This is a genomic window from Streptomyces sp. NPDC098789 (assembly GCF_044759975.1).
Taxonomy (GTDB): domain Bacteria; phylum Actinomycetota; class Actinomycetes; order Streptomycetales; family Streptomycetaceae; genus Streptomyces.
Window position 1 is genome coordinate 1 of the sequence record NZ_JBIWAJ010000009.1, and the last position, 24,505, is coordinate 24,505.

Genomic DNA, 24,505 nt, shown 5'->3' on the forward strand with positions numbered 1-24,505 from the left:
TACGTGCTGCCCAAGCACCTGGACGAGAAGGTGGCCCGCCTCCACCTCGCCGCCCTCGGCGTCAAGCTCACCACGCTGCGCCCGGAGCAGGCCTCGTACATCGGCGTGGACGTGGCCGGCCCGTACAAGCCGGACCACTACCGCTACTGATCCCTCCGGGCGCGCACCAGGCGTACGGACAGCCGAACAGAATCCGCCACCGGCCCTTGAAGGACGCTCAAGGGCCGGTGGAAACGCCATGGCCGGGGGTCCCAGGGGATGCCACGATCGGATGTCCGAGCCGAGGGCAGGCACCTCCCCGACCACCACCGAAGGACGCATTCATGAACCCCAATCCGGCCGGTAGCCCCAACCAGTACCAGCAGCAGCCGCCGCACCAGCCGAATCAGCCGTACCAGCCGAACCAGGCACCTCAGGGGTACACCGGTCAGCCCGCACCCGCGGTGGCTGGCGAGCGCGGCAAGTTCCCCACCGTCCTGCTCCTCGTCTCGACCGTCCTCATCGGCCTGATGGCGGGTCTGTTCTTCGCCTTCGACGTCTCGGTGATGCCGGGTCTGGCCAAGGCCGACGACCGGACGTACGTCACGGCGATGCAGAACTTCAACTCGGTCATCGACGGCAGCCCCGTCTTCGGCATGGCCTTCATGCTCGCGCTCGTGGCGGTCGTCGTCTCGGCGATCGTGGAGTTCCGCAAGGGCCGCCGCAACGTGGCGATCTGGGTGGCGGCGGCGGCCGTCGCCTACTTCGTCGTCCTCCTGATCACCTTCAGCGTCAACATCCCGCTGAACAACGAGCTCAAGGACGCCGGCGACGCCGCGAAGATGACCGACTTCTCGATCGTCGAGAAGTTCAAGACCACCTGGGTCTCGACGAACATCGTCCGCACCCTGCTGTGCACGGTCGCCCTCACGGCCCTGTCCCGGGCCCTGGTCCTCTTCGGCCGCGCCACCCGCTCGACCGCCCGCTGAACCGCACGCTGAACGACCAGCACGCAGGAGTGCCCCGGCCGGGACCGTCGGCCGGGGCACTCCTGCGTGCGGTGCGTGCGGTGCGTGCGGTGCGTGCGGTGCGTGCGGTGCGGGAGTACGTACGTACCTCAGGCGGTGGCGGTTCCGTGCAGCACCAGCGCCCATGCCAGGAACCCCAGCGACGCCGTGCACAGCAGCGTGCGCCATACGTTGGCGCGGGCCCAGGGCCCCTCGAAGGCGCGGCGCACCGCACCAGGGTCCGCGATCCGCTCGACCGGGCCGGCCTTCTCCAGCGCGTTGTTCAGCGGGATGTTCACCCGGTTCGTCACGCCCATGGACAGGATGTAGCAGGCCAGCGCCCCGATCAGCGGCACGAGCAGGTCGTGCCCGTCGGAGGGGACGTGCAGACCCAGGGCCAGCGCGGTGAAGAGGAAGGCGCCGATGTAGCCGAGGACGAACCAGCCGTTGAGGATGGCCACGTTGATCCGCTGCATGACCGTGATGAGCGTCCGGTCGTCGGAGCGCTTGAGGCCCGGCATCACCGCCACGGCGAAGCCGTAGAACAGCCCGCTGACCAGTCCCATGGTGACGGTGGCGGCGATCAGCGAGGCCAGACGGGCTGTCTCCACGTGGTTTCCCCCTGCTCGTGGTCATCGACAGGTCATCAGATCGTCAAGTCACGGCGATCATACGGGTGCGGACCACCCCGGCGGCGGGGGGATCCAGCGATCCTCGACCGTTCCTCGATCCCACCGAGGCCCTTCCTGGACCGGCCCGCCGCGCACTACCGCGGAGCCGCGGTCATCCCCGGCGGCGGGACCTCCCCGATCATGGCCTGCGCCGGGCTGCCCACGACCAGGGTCACCGGGATCCCGCCGCCCGCGGCCCGCTCCAGCCGGGACTTGAACTCCGCGGAGGCGACCCCCTCGACGCTGGTTTCCACGGTGACCCCGCCCGCGTCGCGGCTGGGGCGGACGGAGTGGACCGGCAGCGCGTCGCGCAGGCGGGAGATCCGCTGGGTCGCGGCCACCAGGGTCTTGCGCGTGAAGCGGGCGAGGTAGAGGTCGGCGCGGGCCGGATCGGCCTGCGGGTCCGCCCGGTGCGCGGCCTCGACCAGGCGGCGGCCCCGGGCCAGGTCGGTCACGCAGAGCGTCACCCGACCGGGCGGCGCGTCGGTGACGTGGGTGGAGTAGACGTCGGCGAACGCGCCCCGGCCCTGCTCCCCGACGGCCTGCGAAAGGCTGATCCCCTCCGGGGTGTTGGCGGGCGTTCCGTCGATCACGGTCGGCGCCGGCTGCCCGGTCTCCGGACCGGGGGCGGGGGAGGGGCAGGCGGGAGCGCCGCGGTCGGCACTGCTCCCGGCGCCCCCGCCCCCGCCCCCCTCTCCGGTCGTGATCGTCGTCCCGCAACCGGTGAGCAGCGCGGCGGCGGCGAGGGCGGTGGCCATGGCGGTCGCTGCGGTCGTGCGGGCGGAGCGTGCGGTGGTGCGGCGCATCGTCTCGATCCCCTTCCGGAACACGGCGGTGGTCGGCACGGGAGGGACGTGCCGAACGGGCCGCCGGTTCCGCGCGGTGGGGGCCGGATGCGGGGGCCTCGTCAGGCCGCGGCGCCGCCGTCGACCGCCGGTGAGCTGCCGAGGGCCTTCACCGCTTGGTAGTAGGTCCACGCGGTGGAATCGCACGCCCCCTTCTTCACGCCCGAGTAGGCGGAACAGACCCGCTTGAGGTCCGCGTACAGGGCGTCGTCGAGCCGCGACTTGTTCGCGGCGAAGATGCCCGCCGCCTTGTGGTTGCGGTAGCCGAAGTCGTGGCGCGCGCAGGCCGTCTTGAAGGGGAAGCCGAACGGATTGTCGGGGGAGGAGGAGCAGTAGTCCGTGGACCAGTCGAATCCGTACGCCGCCCAGGAGCCCTGGTTGCCGCGCGCCGACAGCCACGCGTTGTAGCTCGCCGAGCTCGTCTGCGTCCAACTGCTCAGCACCTGCGGCTTGTCGGCCGGAGCGGCGACGGCCGACCCCGCGAAGGCGACGAGCGCGGTGACGGCGGTGACGGCGGGAACGAGCGCGGCGGTGAATCTACGGCGCATCAGGAGCCTCCGGAGGAAGGGGGGCGCGCCGGGGGGAACGCGGCGCGGGTCCTCAGGATGTACGGCTGGGATAAAGGGCGGGCATCGTCCGGCTGGACGCCCGGCAGATGCCCGGCGGATGCGCGGCGGATGCACGGCCACGCGCCGGGCTCCCGTCCTCTGAGGGGCGGGAGTCCGGCGCGTCGGGCGTGCGTGTCGTGCCGTGGCGTGCGGCGTCGTGCCGTCAGGCGGCTGCGGGCGCCGGCCTATCGGCTAGCGACCCTTCTTGCCCCAGGACTGGCTGTCGAGGATGCGCTTGTGGTCGTTGCGCAGGGTGGCCGCGTCGCGCTTGTCCCAGACGTAGTCGGTGCGGTTCTGGTAGACGTCGTGGGCGGTGTTCTTGCCCTTGCCCGTGTGCACCTTGACGCTGGAGTGACCGGCGAGCGTCAGGTTGTGGAAGCGGTAGGTGTTGCCCTGCCTGTCCGCGAGGGTGTAACCGCGCAGGTTGACGGACTTCTTGCCGGTGTTCTTCACCTCGACCCACTCGCCGTTGAGGCTGCGGTTGGAGCGGTCGTCGCGCCCGGGGCTGTCGTACTGCACCTTGCCGATCATGACGGTGGAGTGCTTGCCCGTGCTGTGGCCGCGGTCGTGACCACCGGAGGCGGCCGCGGCCGGGAGGGCGGCGGCGCCGACGACGGCGACGGAGGCCACGACGGTCGCGAGGGCGCGGCGGGTGATGAGAGAAGCAGACATGGAGCTGTCACCTCAAGGACGTGCGGGTCCCCGGCTTGCTGCCGGGAACCACACTCTGTCGTGCCGGCCTGACGTTTTCTAGCAAAACGCGCAAGATTACCAAATCGGGACAAATAGCCAATATTCTATGATGAGTCGCTTATGTGGCTCGGCTTTGGCCTCGTCCTTGGCCTCGTCCTTGGCCTCGTCCTTGGCTTCGGGTCGGGTGTCCGTCGTCGAGGCTCAGGCGCCGCTCGGTTGGATCATCCTGCGGCCCGCGGTGCTTCCCCCGTCCACGGCGATCGAGGCACCCGTCATGTAGGGGAAGTCGTCGGACGCGAGGCCGAGCACCGCGCTCGCGATCTCCTCGGCCGCGGCCATCCGTTCGAGACCGTCGACGTTCAGCGGACCCCACGCCTGCTTGTACTTCAGCCAGTCCGCGTCCGGGATCCCCGGCGGGCGGACGAAGGGGGTGTCGGTGGTGCCCGGCAGCAGGGCGTTGACCCTGATCCCCGCGGGCCCGTAGGCGAGCGCCGCCGACTTGACCAGGCCCTGCACCGCCCGCTTGCTCGCGGTGTACGCGGCGCTGTTCGCCCGCGCCTGCTCGGCCGCTGACGACGACGTACAGATGATGACGCCGCGCCGCGCCCTGAGCATGTGCGGAACCTCGTACTTGAGCGCGAGGAACACGCCCCGCGCGTTGGTCGCCTGGACGTCGTCCCACTCCTCGACGCTCATCTCGTGGGGCAGCCGACCGCCGCCGATCCCGGCGTTGTTGAAGGCGACGTCGATGCCGCCGTAACGGCTCGCGACCCGGTCCACGAAGGCGCGCACCTGGGCCTCCACGCGCACGTCGGCCTGGACGTAGGTCGCTTCGCCGCCCGCGTCCCGGATCTCCCGTTCCACCTGGCGCCCCAACTCGGTCCGCCGACCGCAGAATCCGACGTGGGCGCCCTGTGCGGCGAACGCCTTCGCCGTCGCCCTGCCGATGCCGGACGTGGCACCGGTGATGAGCACCGACTTGCCCTGGAAGCGGCCCTCCCCGGCGCGGGACCTCGACGGGGCGCCGGCCGCGTGGGCGGCGCCGCCGAGAAGCGCGCCGCTCAGCCCCAGGGCCGCCGCTCCACCGAGGAGGGACCGCCGCCCCAGGGACGCGGACCGCCCGTCGGGCCCGGTGTTCCCGTCCGTGCGTACGTCCGCATTCGTGTTCGCCTCTGTGTTCATGTCCGCATCCATGGCGATCACGCTCGCAGGTTGTCACCGGGCCTCAACTCCCCCCAGGGGGCGGACATCGCGGCCGGTGGGAGGAGGTGGCCTCCTCCCACGGCAGGACCCCGGGTGCGCCGGCGAACACCTATCGTGAGCGCAATGAACCGACCCCGCATCGAGCGCGCGTTCGACAGGAGATTCGCCTCCTTACGGATCCTGGCGCTCGCCGGCGTCATGGTCGGCTACTCCCTGCTGCTCCAACGGCCGTCCGGGGCGGGGGACTGGGGCCTGGCGGCGGCCGGCCTGACGCTGTGCCTGGCCGCGGGCAGGTGGGTGTGCGGCGCACTCCTGGCACAGTCGGGCCTGCTCGTCGTCGCCCACGCGCTGGGCTCCGACACCGTTCCCTCCTTGAAGGTCCTGGCCGCCGTCACCCTCTTCGAGCTGGCGGTCCAGCACTCCGGGCGCCGCCTCGGGGCCGGAGCGGCCGCGTTGACGCTCGCCGTCGTCGTGAACCGCTTCGAAGAACTGCCCGGCGCCTTCCCCTCGCTCCTCTACAAGGCGTGCATCGTCGTGGGCGTGCCGCTGCTCATGGGCTCGTACGTCCGCGTGACCCGCGACGCCGCCCTGCACGCGCGGGAGTACGCGCGGCAGCAGCGACTCCGCTCCGAACAGACCCTCCTGGCCGCCAGGGTCGCGGAACGCACCACCATCGCCCGCGAGTTGCACGACCTCGTCGCCCACCACGTCTCCTCCATGGTGCTGCGCGTCGGCGTCGCCCGGCACGTCACCGCCACGTCCGACGACACGGCCGGCACCGCCGACACCGACCCGCGGATCACCGAGGTCCTCGACGACCTGCACGCCAGCGCCGGCGCGGCCCTGGCGGACCTGCGGCGCCTGGTGACCGTACTGCGCGCCCCGGACCGCACCGACCGCGGCATCGGACCCCTGGTCGAGCCGCGGGCGCTGCTGACGGCGCTGGAGGCGGTGGTGGAGCACGGTCGCCGGACCGGCCTGGCCGTGACCGCTTCCGTGGACCCTCTCGTGGCGCGCCTCGACGCGGTGCGCGGCCTCGCCGTCCTGCGCCTGGCCCAGGAGGGCCTGGCCAACGCGGCCAAGCACGGCGGGCCCGGCGCACGGGTCGACCTGGCCGTGCGGGTGGTCGACGACGTCGTCCACGTGACGGTCCACGACGACGGGAGCGGAAGGGCCCGCACGCCGGCCCCCGGCCCCCGCGGACACGGTCTGATCGGCATGCGCGAACGCGTGGACCTGCTCGGCGGCCGGCTGGACGTCGGCCCCGCGGCCCGGGGTTGGCGCCTCTCGGCCGAACTGCCCCGCCTCGGCGGCCGGATGGAGTCCCGGCCGTGATCGGCGTCGTCGTCGTCGACGACCAGCAGCTCGTCCGCATGGGCCTGCGCATGCTCTTCGAGCAGGCGCGGGACATCGAGATCCTGGGCGAGGCGGACGGCGGGGCGGAGGCCGTACGACTGGCCGCACGCCTCGCGCCCGACGTCGTCCTCATGGACCTGCGGATGCCCGGAGTGGACGGCATCACGGCCACCCGCCGCATCCTGGCCGCGCGCCCCGCCACCCGGATCCTCGCCCTCACCACCTTCGACGACGACGAGCACCTCTACGGGGCGCTCGCGGCCGGAGCCTGCGGATTCCTCGTCAAGGACACCCCGCCGGCCGAGCTCCTGGAGGCCGTGCGCCGGGCCGCCGACGGCCAGGCCCCCTTCAGTCGGGACGTGCTCGACCGCCTCGTGGCCCGGGCGCTGCACACCAGCTCGCCCGCGGCCGCCCCGTCGGACGCACCCGGGGAGGCATCCGGGGACGCGCCGGGGGACACCCCGCTCCCGGCCATCACCCCGCGCGAACGGGAGGTGCTCGGGCTGCTCGGCGTGGGTCTGTCCAACAAGGAGATCGCCGACCGGCTGCACCTCGGGGTCACCACGGTCAAGACGCACGTGGCCAACCTCATGGCGAAGACGGGCCGGGACAACCGCATCCGCCTCGCGGTCCTCGCCGTCCTCACCGGCATCACCCCGCGGTGACCGCCGGCCCTCGTCGTCTCCTCGACCGGACTCCCCCACCCGACTCCCCCACCTGACTCCCCCACCCGACTCCCCCACCGGGATCCGCGGCCCGGAGGCGGGGAGTCGCTCAGCAGATCGGGCGGTGGCCCTTGTCCCGGGCGGCCTCCTCCATCGCCGCGACCGGTGCCGGGAGTTCCGTCACCGGTGCGTCGAGCGGCACCAGCCGTCCCGCCCGCCCCGGTTGCATCGCGGCCCCGCCCTTCGCGGTGACCCGACCCGTCGGGGAGGCCTCCAAGGTGCCGAGCGCGGCGACGTACGCGGGGAAGCTCTCCACGTCCCGCCGGTGGCGCACCGGTTCCCGGAAGCCGGCCAGCGCCGGGTAACCGTCCTGCCCGGTCAGCGTGTACGACGTGGTCACCACCCGGTACACCCCCTCCGGCCGCAGCGCCGCGCCCCCGACCAGCACGTCGGCGGGCGCGACCCGGTCCCCGGCGGGCCCCGCCGGGTCGAAGGAGTAGCCGACGTTGGCCGACACCGCGAGCGGCGCGTAGGTCAGCGCGCCCCGCGCGTCCACCGCCCACTGCTGCTCCAGTACGTCGTGCAGCTGCGCCCCGCTGACCGACGCCGTGACCAGCGGGTTCCCGTACCCCACCGCCCGCCAGGCCCGTTCGAAGGTGACCGCGTCCTCGCCGGCCGCCGCCACCAGGTCGGTGTTGATGACGCTGCGGCCCAGCCGCGGCGCGAGCGCGATCAGCGCCAGGTCCGCGGGGGCGGGCGCGGGATCGGGCCGCGGGCTCGTGTCGAAGGGGTCGGGCGCCTGCGCGGCCGCCCACAGCGCCCAATCGGCCACCAGGTTCCCCATGGTGCTCTCCCCGACCGCCGAGAGCCGGCGCTGGAAGGGGGTCCGCTGGCGCCCGATGGTCCGGCCGGCCCGTTCGCGCGCGTAACCGGTCCAGTGGTCCACCACGTCCCGCAGGCCCGGATGGGCGGGCACGTCCCGGGTGTTGGGGTGGTTGGTCGAGGTGGTCAGCTCGCGCACCACCGCGCCCGTCGTCGGATCGAGCCGCAGGGTGATCTCGTTGACGATCTGCCCGTGACAGCCCGCCTCCACGAACGGCCGCGGCCGCCCGGTCGGGTCCGGCAGCATCATCGTGAAGGCCCGGTGCCAGTGCCCGGTGACGATCGCGTCGATGTCCGCCGACACCCGCAGCGCCAGCTCGTACGCCGGACCGCTCGGCGCGGTCCCCGCGTCGAAGGCGTCCCCGGCCACCGCCCCGTCGTGCATGCTCAGCACGATCGCGTTGACCCCCTGCGCCTTCAGCAGCGCCGCGCACCGGTCGGCCGCGGCCACCTCGTCCGAGGTCCGCAGCCCGGGCTGGTAGGAGTTCGGGAACCCCTCGGTGCCGAGCGCCGTCAGGTGGATGAAGCCGACGGGCAGGCGCTGCCCGCCCGGCGCGTCCACCCACTCGATGTTGTACGGGGGCAGTACGGCGGCCTCCTCCGTGCCGCTCGCGTCGTCCCGGCGGCCGGTCGTCACGTTGGCGCTGTAGTAGCGGAAGTCGGCGCCGTGGAAGGGCAGTCCGGCCGAGTCGGGGAAGCTGTGGGTGACCCCCGCCCCGTCGAGCCCGGCGCCCGCGCCCCGCTCCATGTGCTGCGTCAGGAAGCCGGGCGTGCGGTCGAACTCGTGGTTCCCGGCGGTCGCGAAGTCCAGACCCAGCCGGTTCAGCGCCTCGATGGTCGGCTCGTCCGACAGGCTGAAGGCGGGGAACTCCCACCCCGAGAACAGGTCGCCCGGGGCGAAGAAGAAGGAGTTCGTCCGATCGGCCCGCAGCCGCTCCAGATGGGTGGCCATGTAGGCGACCCCGCCGACGGTGTACGTCGCCCCGTCCGCCCCCGCGATCACAGCGTCCCGGGCCGGGGGCGCGCTCAGGTACCCGTGCAGATCGGTGATGTTGAGCAGCTGTACGTCGACGTAGCCGGCCGCGCTGGCGGCGTCGAGCCCCGCCGCGCTGCCCGCGACCGCCGTCCCGGTGAGCGCCTTGACCCCCACCGCCCCGGCGGCCGTCAGGAACCTCCGCCTGCCCAGACCCGCGCCCGCCATCGCCCCGTCCCCTTCCGACCGAACCGCTCGCGACCGACACCGCCCGCCGTCCCCCTCACAACGCGTGGCGGGGGCGGCCGTCACGCGCCGGTGGGAGTGGTCGTCACGCACTGGCGGGGTTGCCGTCAGGCGCCGGTGGGAGTGGTCGTCACGCACTGGCGGGGTTGCCGTCAGGCGCCGGTGGGGGTGCCCTGGGCGGGGGAGTGCTCGGCGCGGTAGCGCTTCATGAACTTGAACATCAGGACGACGGAGGCGATCGGCACGCCCCAGTTGCAGATCCAGTTCAGGTCGCCGTTGGCGGGGGCCGCGAGGGCGATCAGGTGGGCGACGGTCATCAGGGCGAACACGCCGCCCCACGCGGCGGAGAACAGCCGGTTCGTCTTCTTGAAGACGGGTGAGTTCCAGGCCGCCTTCGGGACCTCTTGGCGGGCGTACTGCTCGGTGAAGGGCATGAAGGGGAGCGTCAGGAAGATCAGCGCCGCCAGTAAGGCGGTCGCGACGGTCCGGCCGTAGTCGGTCACGAACGCCTCGGCGCCGGAGCCGCCGAGCCAGGCCACCGCCGAGAGCGCCGCGAAGGTCACCACGCCCATCGCGTCCAGCAGCATCACCTTGCCGCGCACCAGCGCCGGGCTCGCGATGGCCAGGGAGACCAGCGCGGCGAGGGCCGCCGACCACTGCGGCGCGAACCCGCTGCCCGCCGCCTCGGAGAAGGCGATCCAGGGGAGGAAGCTGACGAGCGGGTTGGACTTCATGGTCGGGTCTCTTCTCGTGAGGGGCGGGTGCAGGGCCGCCTTCCTGGTCTGACAGGTCAAAAGTAGAAGGTCAGCTTGTGACCTGTCAATAGTGGAAGGTAGAGTCAGGGGCATGAGCCTCCGACACGCACTCCTCGGCCTGCTGACCGACCGCCCCTCCAGCGGGTACGACCTGATGAAGTTGTTCGACACCACGCTGGCCAACGTCTGGAAGGCCACCCAGAGCCAGGTCTACGGGGAGCTGACCCGGATGACCGACGCCGACCTGATCGACGTTTCCGCCGAGGGCCCCCGGGGTCGCAAGGAATACACGCTGCGCCCCGAGGGCCGGGCCGAACTGGAGCGCTGGCTGACCACCCCCGCCCCGCCCCAGCCGCTGCGCAGCGACGCCATGCTGCGCGTCTTCTTCCTCGGCCTGCTGCCGCCCGAGCAGGCCCGCGAGCACCTCGCCCGGATGGAGGCCGCCGAGGCCGAACAGCGCGAACAACTGGAGCGGTTGCGCGACGGTCGCGAGTGGACGGGCCACCCGCTCGCGCTCTCCGGCCGCCTGGTCCTGGAGTACGGGCTGCGCGACGCCGAGGCGAAGCGGGAGTGGGCCCGCTGGGCCCTCGACCAGATCCCCCGGACCCCCGGGGCCGAGACCGCCGTCCCGACGACCGGGGCCTGAGGGGGGCGTCAGTGGGTGGCGGCCGGGTCCGGGGCGAGGCCGTCCGCGACCAGGCCCGCCAGTACGGCCCGCCCCAGCGTCTGCACCGCCGACTGCGGCCGGACCATCACGGTGAACTCCTTGATCCGGTCCTGCTCGTCCAGGTGCACCAGGTCGATCCCGTGGATCTCCTTGCCCTCCACGGTGGCCCGGAAGACCAGGACCGCCGCCGGGGCCCCGGACCCGTCGACGCTCATCTCGCCGGCTCCGTCGAGCCGCCCGACGTAACGGAAGTCCTCGAAGGTCCGCAGCAGCACCCCGAAGAGCCCCAGCACCATCGGTCGACCCTCGAACGGGGTGAACTTCACCGGGCTGTAGAGCCGCACGTCCTCGGTGAACAGGTCCTCCAGGGCGGCCAGGTCGCGGCGGTCGACGGCGGAGCGGAAACGGTCCACGGTGCTCTCGGTGTTCGTGCTCATGGCATCTCCTCGGTTATCAGCGCTCGGTACTCGGTACTCGGTACTTAGTACTCACGAACATGATTACTCAATTTCTTGACTATGATGGGGCAGGGTCATGCTCCATGACCAGAGGTCCACAGGTTCGTGACGGAGGAAGGAGGCGGCAGCACGATGGCACTGCGCCACGCCGTACTGGCGGCGCTGCTCGACGAGGAACTGAGCGGCTACCAGCTGGCCAAGGCGTTCGACATGGGGGTGGCCAACTTCTGGCACGCCCTCCCCCAGCAGCTCTACGTCGAACTCGCCAAGCTGGAGCAGGAGGGCCTGATCGCGGGCCGCGAGGTCGTCCAGGACACCCGCCCCAACAAGCGGCTGTTCCGGGTCACCCCCGTCGGCCTCGCCGAACTGGACCGCTTCACCGCCGCCGCCACCAAGCCGTCCTTCATGCGCGACGACCTCGTCGTCAAGGTCCAGGCCGCCGACCACGTCGACGCCGGGGCACTGATCACCCAGCTCGCCGAGCGGGCCATCTTCGCCACCGCCAAGATCGAGCTCTTCGAGGCGATGCTGTGGAAGATGCGCGGCGAGCGCACCGAGGAGGAGTTCCTGCGCCACGGCGAGCGCATCGGCCCGTACCTGACCTGCCTGCGCGGCCTCGACTTCGAGCGCGCCAACCGGGACTGGTACGAGCGCACCATCACGGTCCTGCGCGAGAGGCGGCCCGACCATGGCTGAGGCATCCCCCCTGCGCTACGTGGCGCTCGGCGACAGCCAGACCGAAGGGCTCGGCGACGGCGACGACACCACCGGCCTGCGCGGCTGCGCCGACCGCTTCGCCGAGGGGCTGGCCCTGCACCACCCCGGCGTCCTCTACGCCAACCTCGCCGTGCGCGGCCGCCTCGCGGGCCAGGTCAGGGAGGGGCAACTGGCGCCCGCCCTCGCACTGCGCCCCGACCTGGCCACGGTCGTCGCCGGGGTCAACGACCTGCTGCGACCCCGTTTCGACCCGGACGAGACCGCCGCCCACCTGGAGGCCATGTTCGCGGCGCTCACCGGCGCCGGCGCCCGCGTCGCGACCGTCACCTTCCCCGACATAGGCCGGCTCGTCCCGCTCGCCCGCCCGCTCGGCTCCCGCGTCACCGCGCTCAACGCCCGGATCCGGCTGGCCGCCGACCGGCAGGGGGTGGCCCTCGCCGACACCGCCCGGCATCCCGTGGTGACCGACCCCCGGCTGTGGAGCGAGGACCGGCTGCACGCGAGCCCGCGCGGCCACGCGCTCATCGCCGCCTCCGTGGCCCACGCCCTCGGCCTGCCGGGCGCCGACGACTCCTGGACCCGCCCCCTGCCGGGCCCCGGAGCGGCTCCCCGCACCGTGGCCGGCGAACTGCGCTGGGCCAACGCCTTCTTGAGCCCGTGGCTCGCCCGCCGCGTCCGCGGCCGCTCCTCCGGCACGCACCGCACCGCGAAGCGCCCCACCCTCCTACCGGTGACCCCCGCGGCCCAGGTGTATTGATCACGAGCGTTGTTGACACCGCACTCACCGCGCGGAGGTCGGCTTCTCTTACCTCACCAGTTCCCGTAGAGGTCCACCATGTGGGCGATCAGCCGGCGCAGGGCATCGGCTCGGTGGCGGCCTTCGTGCTGGTCGCGCGCAGCCTCATCGGCTGCTCGTAGCCGTGCCAGCGCTGTCGGCTCACCGTCCTCCACGTTGTAGATGCCGGGCGCGGTCGTCAGGTCGAGACACTCGGTGAGCAGCCGTAGATTTCAGGTGAGGTCGGGCTGGAGTCGGGGTCGACGTACTCGGTGGTCAGGTAGCGCGCGGGATCGTGAGGCTCCAGCCGACGACTGCGCCGTGCTGGACGAGGAGTGCCACCCCGGGGGCGATTCCGATGCGGGCGTCGAGCGGACCGTCGAGGACGTCCAGGTCGCGCAAGCACGTCAAGACGGAGTCCCCGGGAGCGCGACAGTGCACCGTGCACATCTCGTGCCGGAAGTCCCGGACCTCGTCCGCGCGCAGTCCGCCCGGCCGCACCAGGGGCGTGACGGGAACACGGGCCGCGTCCTCGGCGGAAGCGGAATCCTCGGGCAGGCGGAACTCGGCACCGACCAGTTGTTGGTTCGACGGGTCGAAGCGGAAGACGTCGGGCGCGTCCCACAGCCACTCCTGGCTACCGAAGGTGTCCGCGACGAACTGCTCGCGTTCCACCACGTCCGCGTACCGCACGATGCGCAGTGAGTTCCCCGTGAAGCGCGGGGCGGTGCTCAGTACCTGGCCCGTCACCCTTGCGGTCCAGCCCCCACCGAGAACGAGTCTCACGTTGGATCCCCGCTCCTTGACCGGGCCCGGACCGTGCTCCCGGCCGCCTGAAGTGCTGCTGCCCATGTGGGGCTTTAGGAGGTCAGCGATTCTTGAAGTTCTCCGAGCTGTCCCGCGAGGGTCGAGGATGACTTCTCGCTGCAGGACAGGACGATGGAGATCGTGCTGAGGGTTACACCTTCGGGTCGTTTGGTGTACGACCTCTGCTTACCGGCTCGCCACAGAGCGCTGAAGAACTCCTTTCGGGCGTCATCGTCATCGGAGAGAACTTCATCGGCAGAATCGACGATCAGGATGCAGTAGTCCGAAGAAAGCCACTCAAGGTCGCGAAGGCAGTCATAAAAGGAATTCCAATTCCATCCGAAGTATTCAGGGAACTTCAGCGATTCGGAAAACTGCTGAAAGGTGGCCACCTCGTCGACCATGTCCTTGCCGTTCAGGCGTGCCACATGAACACGACCCGATGCGGGCAGGACTTCATCGAGGGGGGCGCCACCACCTGCCTCGATGACGTGCATCCACGGGGCGACATGGAATGCCGATGTCTCTTCTGTCGTCAATTCACCCATCGCGGACTTCTTCCTACAATGTACGTCTGGTAGTGAGTGGGAGTGTAGTAGCGGGATCCGTCGCTCCCGAACACCCATCGTTCGCCGCCCGGCACGGGGTTGTCGGGTGAGGGGTAGGTCCCGTACTCCTTGTAAGTGATCGGCGCGCCTGATGGTTCATGTTCGGGAAGTTTGTAGCCGCCGTTTCTGCCGCTGTTCTCGAACGGCTCGGTCCACCACTTCGGGCCATAGAATCCGGGCCCGCCCCACCAGCCGAAACTGTACTCCTCCACGTCCCGAAGTACTTCCATCGCTATATCGGGTATGGTTTTGGGCACCCATCCGTGAATCTTGCTCACGTCCCCCAAGGTTTCCCCCGGGGCGAACGTCGGGCACGCCGCCAGTCCCAGAGGGTCGACCCACGTGTGGGGATTGGGGACATAGGCCGCCGGGTTCGGCGCCGGGGCGAGGCCCAGCGGGTCAGGGGTGAGATAGCGGGCGGTCTCGGGTTCGTAGTGGCGGAAATAGTTGTAGTGAAGGCCCGATTCCGGGTCGAAGTACTGGCCCGGGAAGCGGAGCGGGGTGTACGCCTTGCTTGTGGATGCCCAGGTCGTGGTGCCCCACAGGGTGGTGCGGGTGCGCCAAGCAAGTGTTCCCGATTCATCGATCAGTTCTGCGGGGGCGCCCACCAGGTCGGTGATGATGGTGAGGAAGCGGGCGTCTATGACGTCCTGAGGCGTTGTCCGGTCCAGGAGGCGTTCTCGTTGGACGAGGGGTTGTAGCCCCTTGTGGTCCCAGGTGAGGACGATCGAGTGGGTCAGGTCCGGCGACTCTGTTGTCTGTTCGCACAGGATCGTGCCATCCCAGGTGAAGGCGACTTGTTCCAGGACCGTCATGCCATCAGGGGCGAGCCGCCGCTTGGAGGTGCGGCGGCCAAGGGCGTCGTACGCGTAACGCCATACGGCGCCGTCCGGGGTGGTCACCGTGCGCAAGCGGTCCTCGGTGTTCCACTCGAAGCGCCATGTGCGCGATTTCCCGGACAGGTCGGTCGTCCGGCGAAGCGCGACGCGGCCGAGCACGTCGTGTTCGTAGCGCGTCCTGCCCGCGCGCGCGAGCGTCGTGCCGGTGTACTCGCGAGGGCCCACGGCATCCTGGCCGGGATGTGCCGACGGCCAAGAGGCGGTCGACTGGTTCCCCGCCTCGTCGTAGGTGTACCGCTCGGTCCAATTCTCCGCCCTGACCACGGCCACCCGACCGGCCGCGTCCAGGTCGAAGAACCTTGCGCCCTCGAGGCGGTCGCCCAGGCCGGTCAGGTTGCCGTCCGCACGGTACGTGTAGTCGCGGCGCTGGATGGTCTGTCCCGCGCCGGTGATGTGCTGCGTGGTGAGGCGGCCTCCATCGTCATATCGGGACAGCAACGCAACGGCGTCCCCGATCCGGCGCGTGACCTCCTGGCCGGCCGCGTCGTACTCGAAATCGATGGTGCGGCCGGACGCGGTCAGGGCGGTGCGGGACCCGACCGCGTCGTACGTCCAGGTACTGACCGCTCCCATCGGGGTCGTACGGGCGGTGCACCGGCCGAGTTCGTCGTAGGCGTACGCGGTCGTCCGGCCGTTGACCGTCTCGGCCTTGAGGCGCCCGTAGCGGTCGTGGAGGCGCGTGAGCGTCGCGTCCGCGTTGACCGCTTCCTCCAGCTGATCGCCGGAGTCGTACGCGAAGGTCGTCACCGCGCCCGCGGCGTCCTTGTGGACGACCCGGTCCAGCTCGTCCCGCTCGTAGCGGATGGTCTGGCCGAGACCGTCCGACCGGGAGACGAGGCGTCCCGCTGCGTCCCTTCCGTACCTCAGCATGCGGTTGTCGAAGTCGGTCTCGGACGCGACCCGGCCCACCGGGTCGTAGACGTAGTCCCATGTCAGGCCTTGAGGGTTGGTGACCTGGATGAGGCGGAGATCGGTGTCGTAGCTGAACTCGTAACGGGAGCCGTCCGGGCCGGTGCGGGCTGTCGGGACGTCGAAATCCGTGTACTCGAACGTCGTGACGCCGCCAAGAACGTCAACGCGGGTGAGGCAGTTGCCTTCGCCGTCGTACGTCCATGACTGTTCGCTGCCGTCGGCTTCCACACGCCGGGCGAGCCTGCCCTCGACGGTCCATGCCAGGTGGGTGACCCTTCCGAGGGGGTCGGTGATCGACACGGCTCGGCCGAAGGCGTCCCGAGCGTAGTGCGTCGTTGCCCCCTGCGGATCGACGATGGCCAAGGGCAGACCGGCGTTGTCGGAAACGACTGTCGAGGTGTGTCCGAGGGCATCGGTGACGGACGTGATGGTGCCGGTCTCGTCGTAGGTGAAGCAGGTGGTCCCTCCGGACGGCTCCGTGACGGACGTCCGGTTGCCCCTGGTGTCGAACGTCAGATGCGTGACATTGCCGTCGGTCCCGACAACGCGTGTAGGGAGTCCGAGTCCGTTGTACTCGGCCAGCGTCCGCCGCCCGTCCGGCCGCTCCACGACGCTCACGTGGCCCTGCTCGTCGAAGATGGCGCGGCTCACGTGACCTAGCGGATCGGTGCGTGACAGCAGTCGGCCGTAGCGGTCGTACTCAAGGCGGGTGACCGCGCCCAATGCGTCGATCTCGGCGACCACCTGCGAACGGTCGTTGACCAAGTGACGCTCGACATGCCCCGGACCGCTGGTGAGCGTGGTGATGCGCAGGCCGGATGCGGGATCGACATCGTCCCAGGTGAAGACGGTTTCGAGGTGTCCGTTCGTGCCTGACTGGTAGGTGCAGCGGTCCTGATCGTCGTAGACGTACTCGAAGCGGCTTCCGTTGGTGTCCGTCCACGACGTGATGCGGCCGTGTTCATCGCACGCGAAGCCCAGCGGACGGCCGGAGGAGTTGATGACCGAGGTGAGATGTCCGCCGGTGTAGCCGTAGCGCACGATCTCCTGGTCGGATCCATCGCCCGCCGCTCCCGCGAGGTGGAGGGCCGTGACGCGGCCTTCGCCGGTGGTGAGCTTCACGTGGTAGCCGCTGTGGTGGACCATCGCCGTCGGCGCGCCGGCCTCGTCGTGCTCGAAGCTGATCCAGCGGCCGTTGCGGTCGCTGATCTGGGCCAGGAGCGCGACTTCGGCGCCGTGGTCGGTGAAATGCCAGGTCTTACCAGAACTGGGATCGGTGATCGTGTAACCGCCCGGAACGCGGTCCAGCGGCCACTGTCGACCGTGCGTGGGCACGACCGGAACCCCAGGTGCCGGATGGGGATAGGCGAGGAGACTCCCCTCGTCACAGCTGAATACCACGCCCTCGGAGTCGATCTCCAACCGCTGGTCCACCGTGGACGACCACGTCGGCCCGAACCAGTTCCCGGACCGGCGTGAGGAATCGAAGGTGCGCTGGAAGACGAAGGGCAGCGAGCCCGCCAGGGCGATATCCGTGGCGGGCAGCAACATGCGACCGGTCGCGATATCAACCGGGTCCCTCTTGCAGACGGTCTCGCTGCACCGCTTGCCGTTGCTGTCCGGGTTCTTCTCGTGGTCCCCGCGGCTGCCGCTCGGTTTCCTCCCTTCGGCCAGGCGCTCGGCGTCCTTGAGGCCCGCGCGCAGTCCTCCTCGCACCAGACCCGTGCCCTTCGTCCCGATGAGTTCGGGTACGAGGCGGCCGAGGAATTCGGAGGGGTCGCCCTTGGCGGCGTCCCAGGCGTTCTTGAGGGCGCGGTCGGGGTTGGCGGCGGTGGAGGCGAGGCCGGCGAGCGTCATGTTGATGCTCTTGTAGTACTCGGCCGGGTGGGTGAGGTTGTAGGCGTCGGTGGGGTTGACGGAGCGGACGAAGTTGACGAGGCCGGCGGTGCCCTTGACGATGCCGCCGCCGAAGTGGGCCAGCTCGACGCCCTGGCCGACGCCGTAGTCGCCGATCTCCAGCATGAGCCGTTCGCGGCCGGTGGGTTCCTTGGGGGCGTGGGCCATCGCGGCGCTGACCGCACTCTTGGCCGTCGCGGCGGCTTCCTTGCGGGCGTCGCGGGCGGCTTTGAGGATCTCCTGCGCGCGCTGGCGTTTGGCCTGGCCGGGGTCGGTGAACTCGCCGGGGAGCGGTAGCGGGCTGGTGCTGTTGCGGGCGGCGTTGTAGGCGTCGACCTTCTTGTTGTAGGTGTCGACGGCCGTCTTGGAGTCCTGTTGGCCTTCCTTGTAGAGGGCGATGGCCTCGAGGGCCTTGCCCTGGGCGGTGGTGACCGCGGTGGAGTACGTCTCCAGGGCCTTGGCGGCGTTCTCGAAGGCATCGGAGGCGTGGAGCCAGTCGGTGGGGAGGGTCTGGAAGTGTTCGCGAAAGCTGTTGGCGGCTTCGCCCTTCCAGTGCTCGGAGTCCAGGCCCTTCATCCCGGCGCCGACCTGGTCGAACGCCCGGTGGAAGTCGCGGAGGTTCTTCACCGACGCGGCGATCTTCTCCGGGCTGCCGTGGATCAGCTCGTTGGCCTCCTCGGATTGGCCGAGCTGTTGCTCGCCGACCTCCGCGCCGAGGGAAGAGGCGGTTTCGTCGCCCCAGTCCTCGACGGCGTCGGCCCAGTCGTGGGCACCGACCTTGTCCAGGCCTTCGCCCACGACGTCGGTGGCTTTGTCGATGCCTTCGCCGACGAGTTCCTTGCCCTTGTCGATGCCCTTGTCGACGAGGTCGATCCCCTGGTCCGCGAGCCTGCCGAGGCTGTCCCAGCTCACCATCAGCGCTCACCCCAGCGCGGCTGCTCGGCCTGCGCGACGGCCTGCTCGGAAGGGTCGAGGGTCTCGCGGAGCTGCTCGTCGGCCTTCTGACGGACGCTGGGGCCCAGGAGACCGGAGCGTTCCATGGAGTCCATCTGGGCATCCATGACGTCGTAGCCGGTGTCCTTCCAGGTCTGCTTCACTTCCTCGTTCGCCTGGGAAAACGATTCTGCGCTGAAGTCGGGGTCGTCGTAGGCGTGCTGGGAACTGATCTTGTCCCAGCTCATCTTCTTCACGTCGTCCTCCGACAGGTGCGGGTTCCCGTTGAGGGAGTTCACGCCGATCTTGAACGAGTCCTTGATGTACTGCTCCTGCTCCGCGAACGAGCCCGCCGACAGCCCGACCTCCTGCGCGAAGGCGTTCCCGCGCAGGGTCAACGCCCGCACTCCCCACTCCCAACGGTTGCAGAACGTCTCGAACTCCGAGGTCAGAGCGCTGTCCCCGAGCTCCATCCCGGACAGCGCGAGACCGGCGAACCCGCGCCCGACCGACGCCCGCCCGATCATCCCGAGATCCTTCAGCTCGGCATGCGCGAGATCGATACCACTCGCGATCTTCGCCAACGCCTCAGCCGGGGCCTCGAGGTCAGGCCCACCAACGCCCCCGTTCCCGCTCATCGGGAACCCTCCAGGTCAACGGCGGCATCCACATCTACGGCGGCGGTATCCGGGACGACACCCGGGACCGGCGGGAACAACATCCCGTCCGCACTTCCCGCATCCAGCGCCACACCACCCGGCCCCGGCAACAACGGCACCATCACGTCCAACAACCGCGCACCCAAAACCCTCTGATACGTCCACTCCCGGCCGGCTTCTCCTTGTGCCCGCGCGAACGTGGCCAGCGTGTGCTCGTCGGAGAACGCGCAGATCCACCGCACCCCGCCCTGGTCCGCCGTCCACAAGCTCCCGGAGGCATCGAGCGGTACGAGCACGGCCGTACGCCGGAATTCACCCAGCAGCATCGCGAACCGACGCCGCGCAGCGGTCAGCTCGTCAAGGGAAGGGGCGGCGGTCTTCGGTGCCGGTTCGACAGGCGCCGGTGTGGGTGCGGCCGGTCGTGTACTCGACGGAGCGTGCTGGTCAGCCGGGCCAGCCGCCTCCGCCAAGTCGGCGAGTCGTGTGGGCCGCGTCGGCGACGGTATGTGTTCTCCGTTGTCACTCACCGGCCGAATCCTCACATGCGCAGCTTTCCGTGTGCAATGTTGGCTGGACTTGCGGCTGGAACCCATTCACCGCAACGTCAGGGTGCGGTCCCGTAAGCCCGTTGATCTGCAGTTGTCGGGGGTCGTTCGCCACTGTCAGGGGCGTTTGTGGCGTGGCGGGATCGGCCTGCTGCGTGGTGGGTGGGGGCCCGCGATGTGCCCATCTCGGCGGCCGCGTGGGCGACGGGGCGGCCCGAGCAGACCCGTTCGACCAGCAGGCGCCTACCGAAGACGGTCAGCCGCATTGCGGTGGGACACGAAGACCTCCGCGCGGTGGGTTCCCGGACAGCTCCCCCACACCGGAGGTATTCGCCATGTGCAAGACCAGACCGGTGTCGACAACGCTCGTGATCGATACACCTAGCGAGGGCCTGTCGTCGCCACCGGTCGGATCGTCCCCTCCGGGGCGCCGGTAGCCTCGGGCCATGGCTGAGACGACGGTGGCGCGCTTCTACGACGAGCTCGCCGACGACTACCACTTGATCTACTCGGACTGGGACGAAAGCATCCGCCGGCAGGGGGAGCCTCTGGATGCCCTGATCGGCCCGGATCGCGCGAGGGTGCTCGACTGCTCCTGCGGCATCGGCACGCAAGCCATCGGCCTGGCGCTGCGCGGGCACCACGTCACCGGGACCGACCTCAGCCCCCGCGCCACCGCCCGCGCCGCCCGTGAGGCCGGGCGCCGGAACCTGAGCCTGCGCGCCGCCGCCGCCGACATGCGACGTCTACCCTTCGCCGACGGCCGGTTCGATGCCGTCGTCTGCGCCGACAACTCGCTGCCCCACCTGCTGACGGAGCAGGATGTGCACGCGGCCCTCGCCGAGATGCGCCGCGTGTTGCGCCCCGCGGGGCTCCTGCTGGTCAGCACACGTCCTTACGATGACCTGCTGCGCGACCGGCCCGCTTCCACGGCGCCGCAGATCCACCACAGCGCCGACGGCGAAGAGCGGACTGTCACCTTCCAGCTCTGGCACTGGCATGACGACGGTGAACACTACGACCTTGAGCACTTCCAACTCCTGCCCACAGAAGGGGAATGGCGCGTCCAGGTCCGCCGGACCACCTACTGGGCACTTGGTCGGGACCGGCTCGCCGCCATCGCGGCCGAGGCCGGGTTCGTCGACCTCGGCTGGCGGATGCCCCATGAGACGGGCTTCTTCCAGCCGCTCCTCGTCGCCCGCGCCGACGCGTAGGCGAATCGACGGACCGGCGCCCCTGGGTCCGGTCCACGCCGGCCGAATCGGTCAGGAATCGAGAAGCGTTCCGCGCGGTGCGGCCCTAGCCTGCCCACCATGGACATCACCATTCACACGACCTCCCTCCCGCACGAGGACCCGGACGCGTCGCTCGCCTTCTACCGCGACGTCCTCGGCTTCGAGGTCCGCAGCGACGTCGGGCAGGGCCGGATGCGCTGGATCACGGTCGGCCCGTTCGGTCAGCCGGGCACGTCGATCCTCCTGGCGCCGCCCGCCGTCGACCCCGGGATCACCGAGGCCGAGCGCCGCACGATCACCGAGATGATGGCCAAGGGCACCTACGGATGGATCCTGCTGGCCACCCCGAACCTCGACGCCCTGTTCGAGAAGGTGCAGGCCAGTGACGCCGAGGTGGTCCAGGAGCCGACCGACCAGCCGTACGGCATCCGCGACTGCGCGTTCCGCGACCCCGCGGGCAACCTCGTCCGCATCCAGCAACTGCGCTGAGCAGCCGCGCACACCCCTGAGGGAGGGTTCCCATGTGCAAGTCCGAATGGCGGCGTGCGCGCATCGAGGCGCAACGCCTGGCCGACTTCGCGCGGCTGCGCCGCGTCCGCGACCGGATCGACAGGGAGTACGAGCGACCGCTGGACGTGGCGGCGCTCGCCCACGACGCGCAGTTGCCCGCCGGGCAGCTGAGCCGGCAGTTCCGGGCCGCCTACGGCGAGTCGCCGTACGCGTACCTGATGACGCGTCGCATCGAGCGGGCGACCGCGTTGCTGCGCCGGGGCGACCTCACCGTCGCCGCGGTCTGCTCCGCGGTCGGCTGCACGTCGCTGGCCACCTTCACCGCCCGCTTCACCGAGCTGGTCGGCACGCCGCCCGGGGAATTCCGCCGTCAGGCGTGAGGCGGTGCCCGCGTGCGTGGCGAAGCAGGTCTGGGGATCGGTCAGGATTCGAGAAGCCCCGGCGGCCTCCCGAGCCCTAGCGTGATGGTCATGGCAACCACCGCTTCCACCGCAGCCCACACGTCCGTCACGTCCGTCACCCTCGAGGTGGCCGACACCGAGGCCGCCCGCCGCTTCTACAGCGCCTTCGGCGTGGACGCGTACGTCCACCTGCGGGCGTCCGACGCGCACTCCACCGGATTCCGCGGCTTCACCCTGGCGCTCACGGTGTCCGGGCCGGCCACCGTCGACGGCTTCGTCGGCGCCGCCGTGGCCGCCGGAGCCACGGTGCTGAAGCCCGCCGCGAAGTCGATGTGGGGCTACAGCGGCGTCGTCCGGGCACCGGACGGGACGATCTGGAAGATCGCGACCTCGGAGAAGAAGGACACCGCCCCCGCCACCCGCGAGATCGACGAGATCGTCCTGCTGGTCGGCGTCGAGGCCGTGAAGGCCACCAAGCAGTTCTACGTCGACCGGGGCCTGACCGTGGTCAAGAGCTTCGGCGGCAAGTACGTCGAGTTCGCCGCCGGCCCGTCCCACCCGGTCAAGATGGCGCTGTACAAGCGCCGCGCCCTGGCCAAGGAGGTCGGCGTCCCCGTCGACGGCACCGGCTCGCACCGCCTCGTCCTCGGCAGCACCGCCGACGCCTGCACCGACCCGGACGGCTTCGTCTGGGAGGCCGCCGCGTAACCGGACGCCGCGCCGCCACCCCTGCTCGCCCCGTCCCCCCCCGTACGAGAGGAACCGTCATGCCGTCCACGAAGTCGCCCGCCGAGGTCTCCACCCCCACCACTTCCACCGAGAAGTACGACGGGTTCACCGCCGAGGAGCGGGCCGCGATGAAGGACCACGCACGCGAGGAGAAGAAGGCGGCGGCCCGGCGCGGCTCGTCCCGGGCGGAGAAGGCGGCCGCGGAGGAGCGGGACGTGCTCGCGAAGATCGCCGAGATGCCGGAGGCCGACCGCGTCCTCGCCGAGCGGATCCACGAGATCGTCACGACCGCCGCTCCGGACCTCGCGCCCAAGCTCTGGTACGGGATGCCCGCGTACGCCAGGGACGGCAAGGTCGTCTGCCACTTCCAGAGCGCGGCCAAGTTCACGTCGCGGTACGCCACGCTCGGCTTCAGCGACCAGGCGGCCCTCGACGACGGCGCCGTGTGGGCGACGTCCTACGCCGTGCGGGAGCTGACCGCGGCCGACGAGGAGCGGATCGGCGCGCTCGTCAAGAAGGCGGTGGGCTGAGCGACGGGGCCCGCTACCCCCCGCGCGCGGCGTCGTGCGCCGTCAGGGCGGCCGCCAGTCTGCGGGCGTCGGCCGGGTCGGTGGCGTCGTGGCCGGTCAGCAGGTGGATCCGGCCCAGGCGGTAGGTCAGGGTGTTGCGGTGCACGGTCAGGGCGTCCGCGGCCTCCGCGCGCCGGTAGCCCGCCGCGATGAACTCCCGCAGGGTCTCCAGCAGATGGGGTTGGTCCGCCAGCGGTTCCAGGGTCCGGGCCAGGGCGTCGCGGGCCGGTCCCGGCTGGACGAGCTGGTACTCCACGGCCAGGTCGGCGAGCCGGTACAGACCGGGGGAGCGCCCCAGGGCCTCGGCCAGCGCGAGCACCTCGCCGGCCTCCGTGTGCGCCCGCTCGACCGCCGCGTGTTCCCGCGCGGTGGCGGCCGCCGCGATGCAGGGCAGCCCGGTCGCCGCGTCGAGCCGCGCGAGCAGCCGGCGCGCCGCGCACGGCGGCGACTGCCCCTTGCCGCGCCGCGCCGCCCCGTCCCCGCCGCCCCCGCCGTCCTGCGCCAGCGGTACGAGCAGCACCCCGCCCTCGCCCTTGAGCGTGGCCAGCACCTCCGGGTCGCGGTCGAGCTCGCTCCGTACGGCGCGCAGCACGCCCGCGGCGGCGCCGCCCGGGGCGTCGGGCAGCCGGAAGACCACCACGTCGTAGCGCTCCGCGAGCGTGCGCCCGTACCGCTCCGCCGCCCGGCGGGCCGGACGCCCGGCGAGCAGGACGTCGGCCAGGTTCCGGCCGTGCTCGCGCTGCTCCCAGTCCAGGTCCGCCTGTTCGCGCACGTACGCCTCGGCCACCTTCGGCATCACCTCGCCGAGGAAGCCGAGCAGCCGGGTCCCCAGGAGGTACGGATCGATCCCGGTGTCCGCGCCGTCCGCCGCGGCCAGCGCCAGCTTCCAGGCCTCGCCCGCGCCCAGCGAGTACACCCGCAGCACCGCCTCCAGCGGCACTCCGTCGCGCGCCCGCTCGGCGCCCCACGCGACCGGCGCGGCCAGCTCCGGCGCGGCCGGGAGCCGGCCTTCGGCGAGGGTGACGAGGAAGAGCCGCAGCACGGCTTCGGTGTTGCCGAGCAGGTCCCCGGCGATGACGCTGTCGGGCAGCAGCCGGTAGGCGGGTATCTCGGCGGTCAGGTGGGCGACGGTCGCCGCGGCGATCTCCCCGACCCTGGGCAGCAGTGCGGCGGTGAATCCGGCCTCGTCCATGCGCGCATTGTCACCGTGCACAAACGCGGGCGGAAGCTTTCTGCGCGTACCGCCAGGGGACACGGGGATCCGGCCGGAGCATTCTGTGCGGTGCGACCAATCGGCTCACC

At 70.9% G+C, this 24,505-nt stretch carries 25 protein-coding genes and 2 pseudogenes; 12 read left to right on the forward strand and 15 right to left on the reverse strand.

Annotated features, from left to right (window positions below):
* The coding region (locus tag ACIQWR_RS19600) for an adenosylhomocysteinase (protein WP_404011455.1) at nucleotides 1-150 on the forward strand (150 nt) is incomplete at its 5' end.
* 173 nt (nucleotides 151-323) lie between these two features.
* Complete coding sequence (locus tag ACIQWR_RS19605; RefSeq protein WP_404010880.1) at nucleotides 324-968, forward strand: DUF1772 domain-containing protein; 645 nt, start codon at nucleotides 324-326, stop codon at nucleotides 966-968.
* Between the two features lie 128 nt (nucleotides 969-1,096).
* On the opposite strand, the gene ACIQWR_RS19610 is transcribed toward ACIQWR_RS19605, so the two are convergent.
* The 5 genes from ACIQWR_RS19610 to ACIQWR_RS19630 form a co-directional block, all read right to left on the reverse strand.
* Nucleotides 1,097-1,597: a DUF1772 domain-containing protein gene (locus tag ACIQWR_RS19610; RefSeq protein WP_404010883.1), complete on the reverse strand. Its 501-nt coding sequence runs from the start codon at nucleotides 1,595-1,597 to the stop codon at nucleotides 1,097-1,099.
* A 155-nt stretch (nucleotides 1,598-1,752) separates the two neighbouring features.
* Nucleotides 1,753-2,502, reverse strand: coding sequence for a hypothetical protein (locus tag ACIQWR_RS19615; protein WP_404010886.1), 750 nt, complete (start codon nucleotides 2,500-2,502; stop codon nucleotides 1,753-1,755).
* A 62-nt stretch (nucleotides 2,503-2,564) separates the two neighbouring features.
* Nucleotides 2,565-3,050, reverse strand: coding sequence for a phospholipase (locus ACIQWR_RS19620; protein ID WP_404010888.1), 486 nt, complete (start codon nucleotides 3,048-3,050; stop codon nucleotides 2,565-2,567).
* A 252-nt stretch (nucleotides 3,051-3,302) separates the two neighbouring features.
* Nucleotides 3,303-3,782, reverse strand: coding sequence for a lamin tail domain-containing protein (locus tag ACIQWR_RS19625; RefSeq protein ID WP_404010891.1), 480 nt, complete (start codon nucleotides 3,780-3,782; stop codon nucleotides 3,303-3,305).
* Between the two features lie 222 nt (nucleotides 3,783-4,004).
* A complete protein-coding gene (locus ACIQWR_RS19630; protein WP_404010894.1) occupies nucleotides 4,005-4,985 on the reverse strand; it encodes an SDR family NAD(P)-dependent oxidoreductase in 981 nt (326 codons plus the stop codon).
* Nucleotides 4,986-5,129: 144 nt separating this feature from the next.
* On the opposite strand from ACIQWR_RS19630, the gene ACIQWR_RS19635 reads away from it, so the two are divergent.
* Both ACIQWR_RS19635 and ACIQWR_RS19640 read left to right on the forward strand, forming a co-directional pair.
* Complete coding sequence (locus ACIQWR_RS19635) at nucleotides 5,130-6,341, forward strand: sensor histidine kinase (RefSeq protein ID WP_404010896.1); 1,212 nt, start codon at nucleotides 5,130-5,132, stop codon at nucleotides 6,339-6,341.
* On the forward strand, nucleotides 6,338-7,027 hold the full coding sequence (locus tag ACIQWR_RS19640) for a response regulator (RefSeq protein ID WP_404010899.1): 690 nt from the start codon (nucleotides 6,338-6,340) through the stop codon (nucleotides 7,025-7,027). Before ACIQWR_RS19635 ends, ACIQWR_RS19640 begins: the two co-directional genes overlap by 4 nt.
* A 109-nt stretch (nucleotides 7,028-7,136) precedes the next feature.
* Here ACIQWR_RS19640 and ACIQWR_RS19645 read toward each other — a convergent pair whose 3' ends face one another.
* A complete protein-coding gene (locus ACIQWR_RS19645) occupies nucleotides 7,137-9,110 on the reverse strand; it encodes a bifunctional metallophosphatase/5'-nucleotidase (protein WP_404010902.1) in 1,974 nt (657 codons plus the stop codon).
* A 170-nt stretch (nucleotides 9,111-9,280) separates the two neighbouring features.
* A complete protein-coding gene (locus ACIQWR_RS19650) occupies nucleotides 9,281-9,862 on the reverse strand; it encodes a hypothetical protein (RefSeq protein WP_404010905.1) in 582 nt (193 codons plus the stop codon).
* A 112-nt stretch (nucleotides 9,863-9,974) separates the two neighbouring features.
* Between ACIQWR_RS19650 and ACIQWR_RS19655 the strand changes: the two genes are divergently transcribed.
* Nucleotides 9,975-10,529, forward strand: coding sequence for a PadR family transcriptional regulator (locus tag ACIQWR_RS19655; protein ID WP_404010907.1), 555 nt, complete (start codon nucleotides 9,975-9,977; stop codon nucleotides 10,527-10,529).
* A gap of 8 nt (nucleotides 10,530-10,537) precedes the next feature.
* On the opposite strand, the gene ACIQWR_RS19660 is transcribed toward ACIQWR_RS19655, so the two are convergent.
* Nucleotides 10,538-10,987: a nuclear transport factor 2 family protein gene (locus ACIQWR_RS19660; RefSeq protein WP_404010910.1), complete on the reverse strand. Its 450-nt coding sequence runs from the start codon at nucleotides 10,985-10,987 to the stop codon at nucleotides 10,538-10,540.
* 153 nt (nucleotides 10,988-11,140) lie between these two features.
* On the opposite strand from ACIQWR_RS19660, the gene ACIQWR_RS19665 reads away from it, so the two are divergent.
* Nucleotides 11,141-11,704, forward strand: coding sequence for a PadR family transcriptional regulator (locus ACIQWR_RS19665; RefSeq protein ID WP_385781601.1), 564 nt, complete (start codon nucleotides 11,141-11,143; stop codon nucleotides 11,702-11,704).
* A complete protein-coding gene (locus ACIQWR_RS19670) occupies nucleotides 11,697-12,482 on the forward strand; it encodes an SGNH/GDSL hydrolase family protein (protein ID WP_404010913.1) in 786 nt (261 codons plus the stop codon). Before ACIQWR_RS19665 ends, ACIQWR_RS19670 begins: the two co-directional genes overlap by 8 nt.
* Before the next feature lie 294 nt (nucleotides 12,483-12,776).
* Here ACIQWR_RS19670 and ACIQWR_RS19675 read toward each other — a convergent pair whose 3' ends face one another.
* From ACIQWR_RS19675 to ACIQWR_RS19700, 6 genes and pseudogenes are all read right to left on the reverse strand, one after another.
* A complete protein-coding gene (locus tag ACIQWR_RS19675; RefSeq protein ID WP_404010916.1) occupies nucleotides 12,777-13,286 on the reverse strand; it encodes a hypothetical protein in 510 nt (169 codons plus the stop codon).
* Between the two features lie 74 nt (nucleotides 13,287-13,360).
* On the reverse strand, nucleotides 13,361-13,855 hold the full coding sequence (locus tag ACIQWR_RS19680; RefSeq protein ID WP_404010919.1) for a barstar family protein: 495 nt from the start codon (nucleotides 13,853-13,855) through the stop codon (nucleotides 13,361-13,363).
* On the reverse strand, nucleotides 13,843-18,537 hold the full coding sequence (locus tag ACIQWR_RS19685; RefSeq protein ID WP_404010922.1) for a putative T7SS-secreted protein: 4,695 nt from the start codon (nucleotides 18,535-18,537) through the stop codon (nucleotides 13,843-13,845). The genes ACIQWR_RS19680 and ACIQWR_RS19685 overlap by 13 nt, the downstream gene beginning before the upstream one ends.
* The gene (locus ACIQWR_RS19690) at nucleotides 18,537-19,193 is read right to left on the reverse strand and encodes a hypothetical protein (protein WP_404010925.1); all 657 of its coding nucleotides are present in this window, start codon (nucleotides 19,191-19,193) and stop codon (nucleotides 18,537-18,539) included. The genes ACIQWR_RS19685 and ACIQWR_RS19690 overlap by 1 nt, the downstream gene beginning before the upstream one ends.
* Nucleotides 19,190-19,741, reverse strand: coding sequence for an SseB family protein (locus ACIQWR_RS19695; protein ID WP_404010927.1), 552 nt, complete (start codon nucleotides 19,739-19,741; stop codon nucleotides 19,190-19,192). The genes ACIQWR_RS19690 and ACIQWR_RS19695 overlap by 4 nt, the downstream gene beginning before the upstream one ends.
* A 95-nt stretch (nucleotides 19,742-19,836) precedes the next feature.
* Nucleotides 19,837-20,038: pseudogene (locus ACIQWR_RS19700) on the reverse strand (IS481 family transposase); the annotation flags it as partial.
* A 167-nt stretch (nucleotides 20,039-20,205) separates the two neighbouring features.
* Here ACIQWR_RS19700 and ACIQWR_RS19705 point away from each other — a divergent pair.
* The 5 genes and pseudogenes from ACIQWR_RS19705 to ACIQWR_RS19725 all read left to right on the forward strand — a co-directional run bounded on the left by ACIQWR_RS19705 (nucleotide 20,206) and on the right by ACIQWR_RS19725 (nucleotide 23,164).
* Nucleotides 20,206-20,973 carry a class I SAM-dependent methyltransferase gene (locus ACIQWR_RS19705; protein ID WP_404010930.1) on the forward strand — a complete coding sequence of 256 codons (768 nt, stop codon included), beginning with the start codon at nucleotides 20,206-20,208 and terminating at the stop codon, nucleotides 20,971-20,973.
* Nucleotides 20,974-21,072: 99 nt separating this feature from the next.
* Entirely contained in the window at nucleotides 21,073-21,483 is a 411-nt protein-coding gene (locus tag ACIQWR_RS19710; RefSeq protein WP_404010933.1) for a VOC family protein, read from the forward strand.
* A 32-nt stretch (nucleotides 21,484-21,515) separates the two neighbouring features.
* A pseudogene (locus ACIQWR_RS19715) lies at nucleotides 21,516-21,969 on the forward strand (helix-turn-helix domain-containing protein).
* Nucleotides 21,969-22,613, forward strand: a complete 645-nt coding sequence (locus ACIQWR_RS19720) for a glyoxalase (RefSeq protein ID WP_404010936.1) — start codon at nucleotides 21,969-21,971, stop codon at nucleotides 22,611-22,613. The pseudogene ACIQWR_RS19715 and the gene ACIQWR_RS19720 overlap by 1 nt, the downstream one beginning before the upstream one ends.
* Before the next feature lie 59 nt (nucleotides 22,614-22,672).
* Nucleotides 22,673-23,164 carry an iron chaperone gene (locus tag ACIQWR_RS19725; RefSeq protein WP_404010939.1) on the forward strand — a complete coding sequence of 164 codons (492 nt, stop codon included), beginning with the start codon at nucleotides 22,673-22,675 and terminating at the stop codon, nucleotides 23,162-23,164.
* Between the two features lie 13 nt (nucleotides 23,165-23,177).
* Here ACIQWR_RS19725 and ACIQWR_RS19730 read toward each other — a convergent pair whose 3' ends face one another.
* Entirely contained in the window at nucleotides 23,178-24,395 is a 1,218-nt protein-coding gene (locus ACIQWR_RS19730; protein WP_404010941.1) for a PucR family transcriptional regulator, read from the reverse strand.
* Nucleotides 24,396-24,505 lie beyond the last annotated feature (110 nt).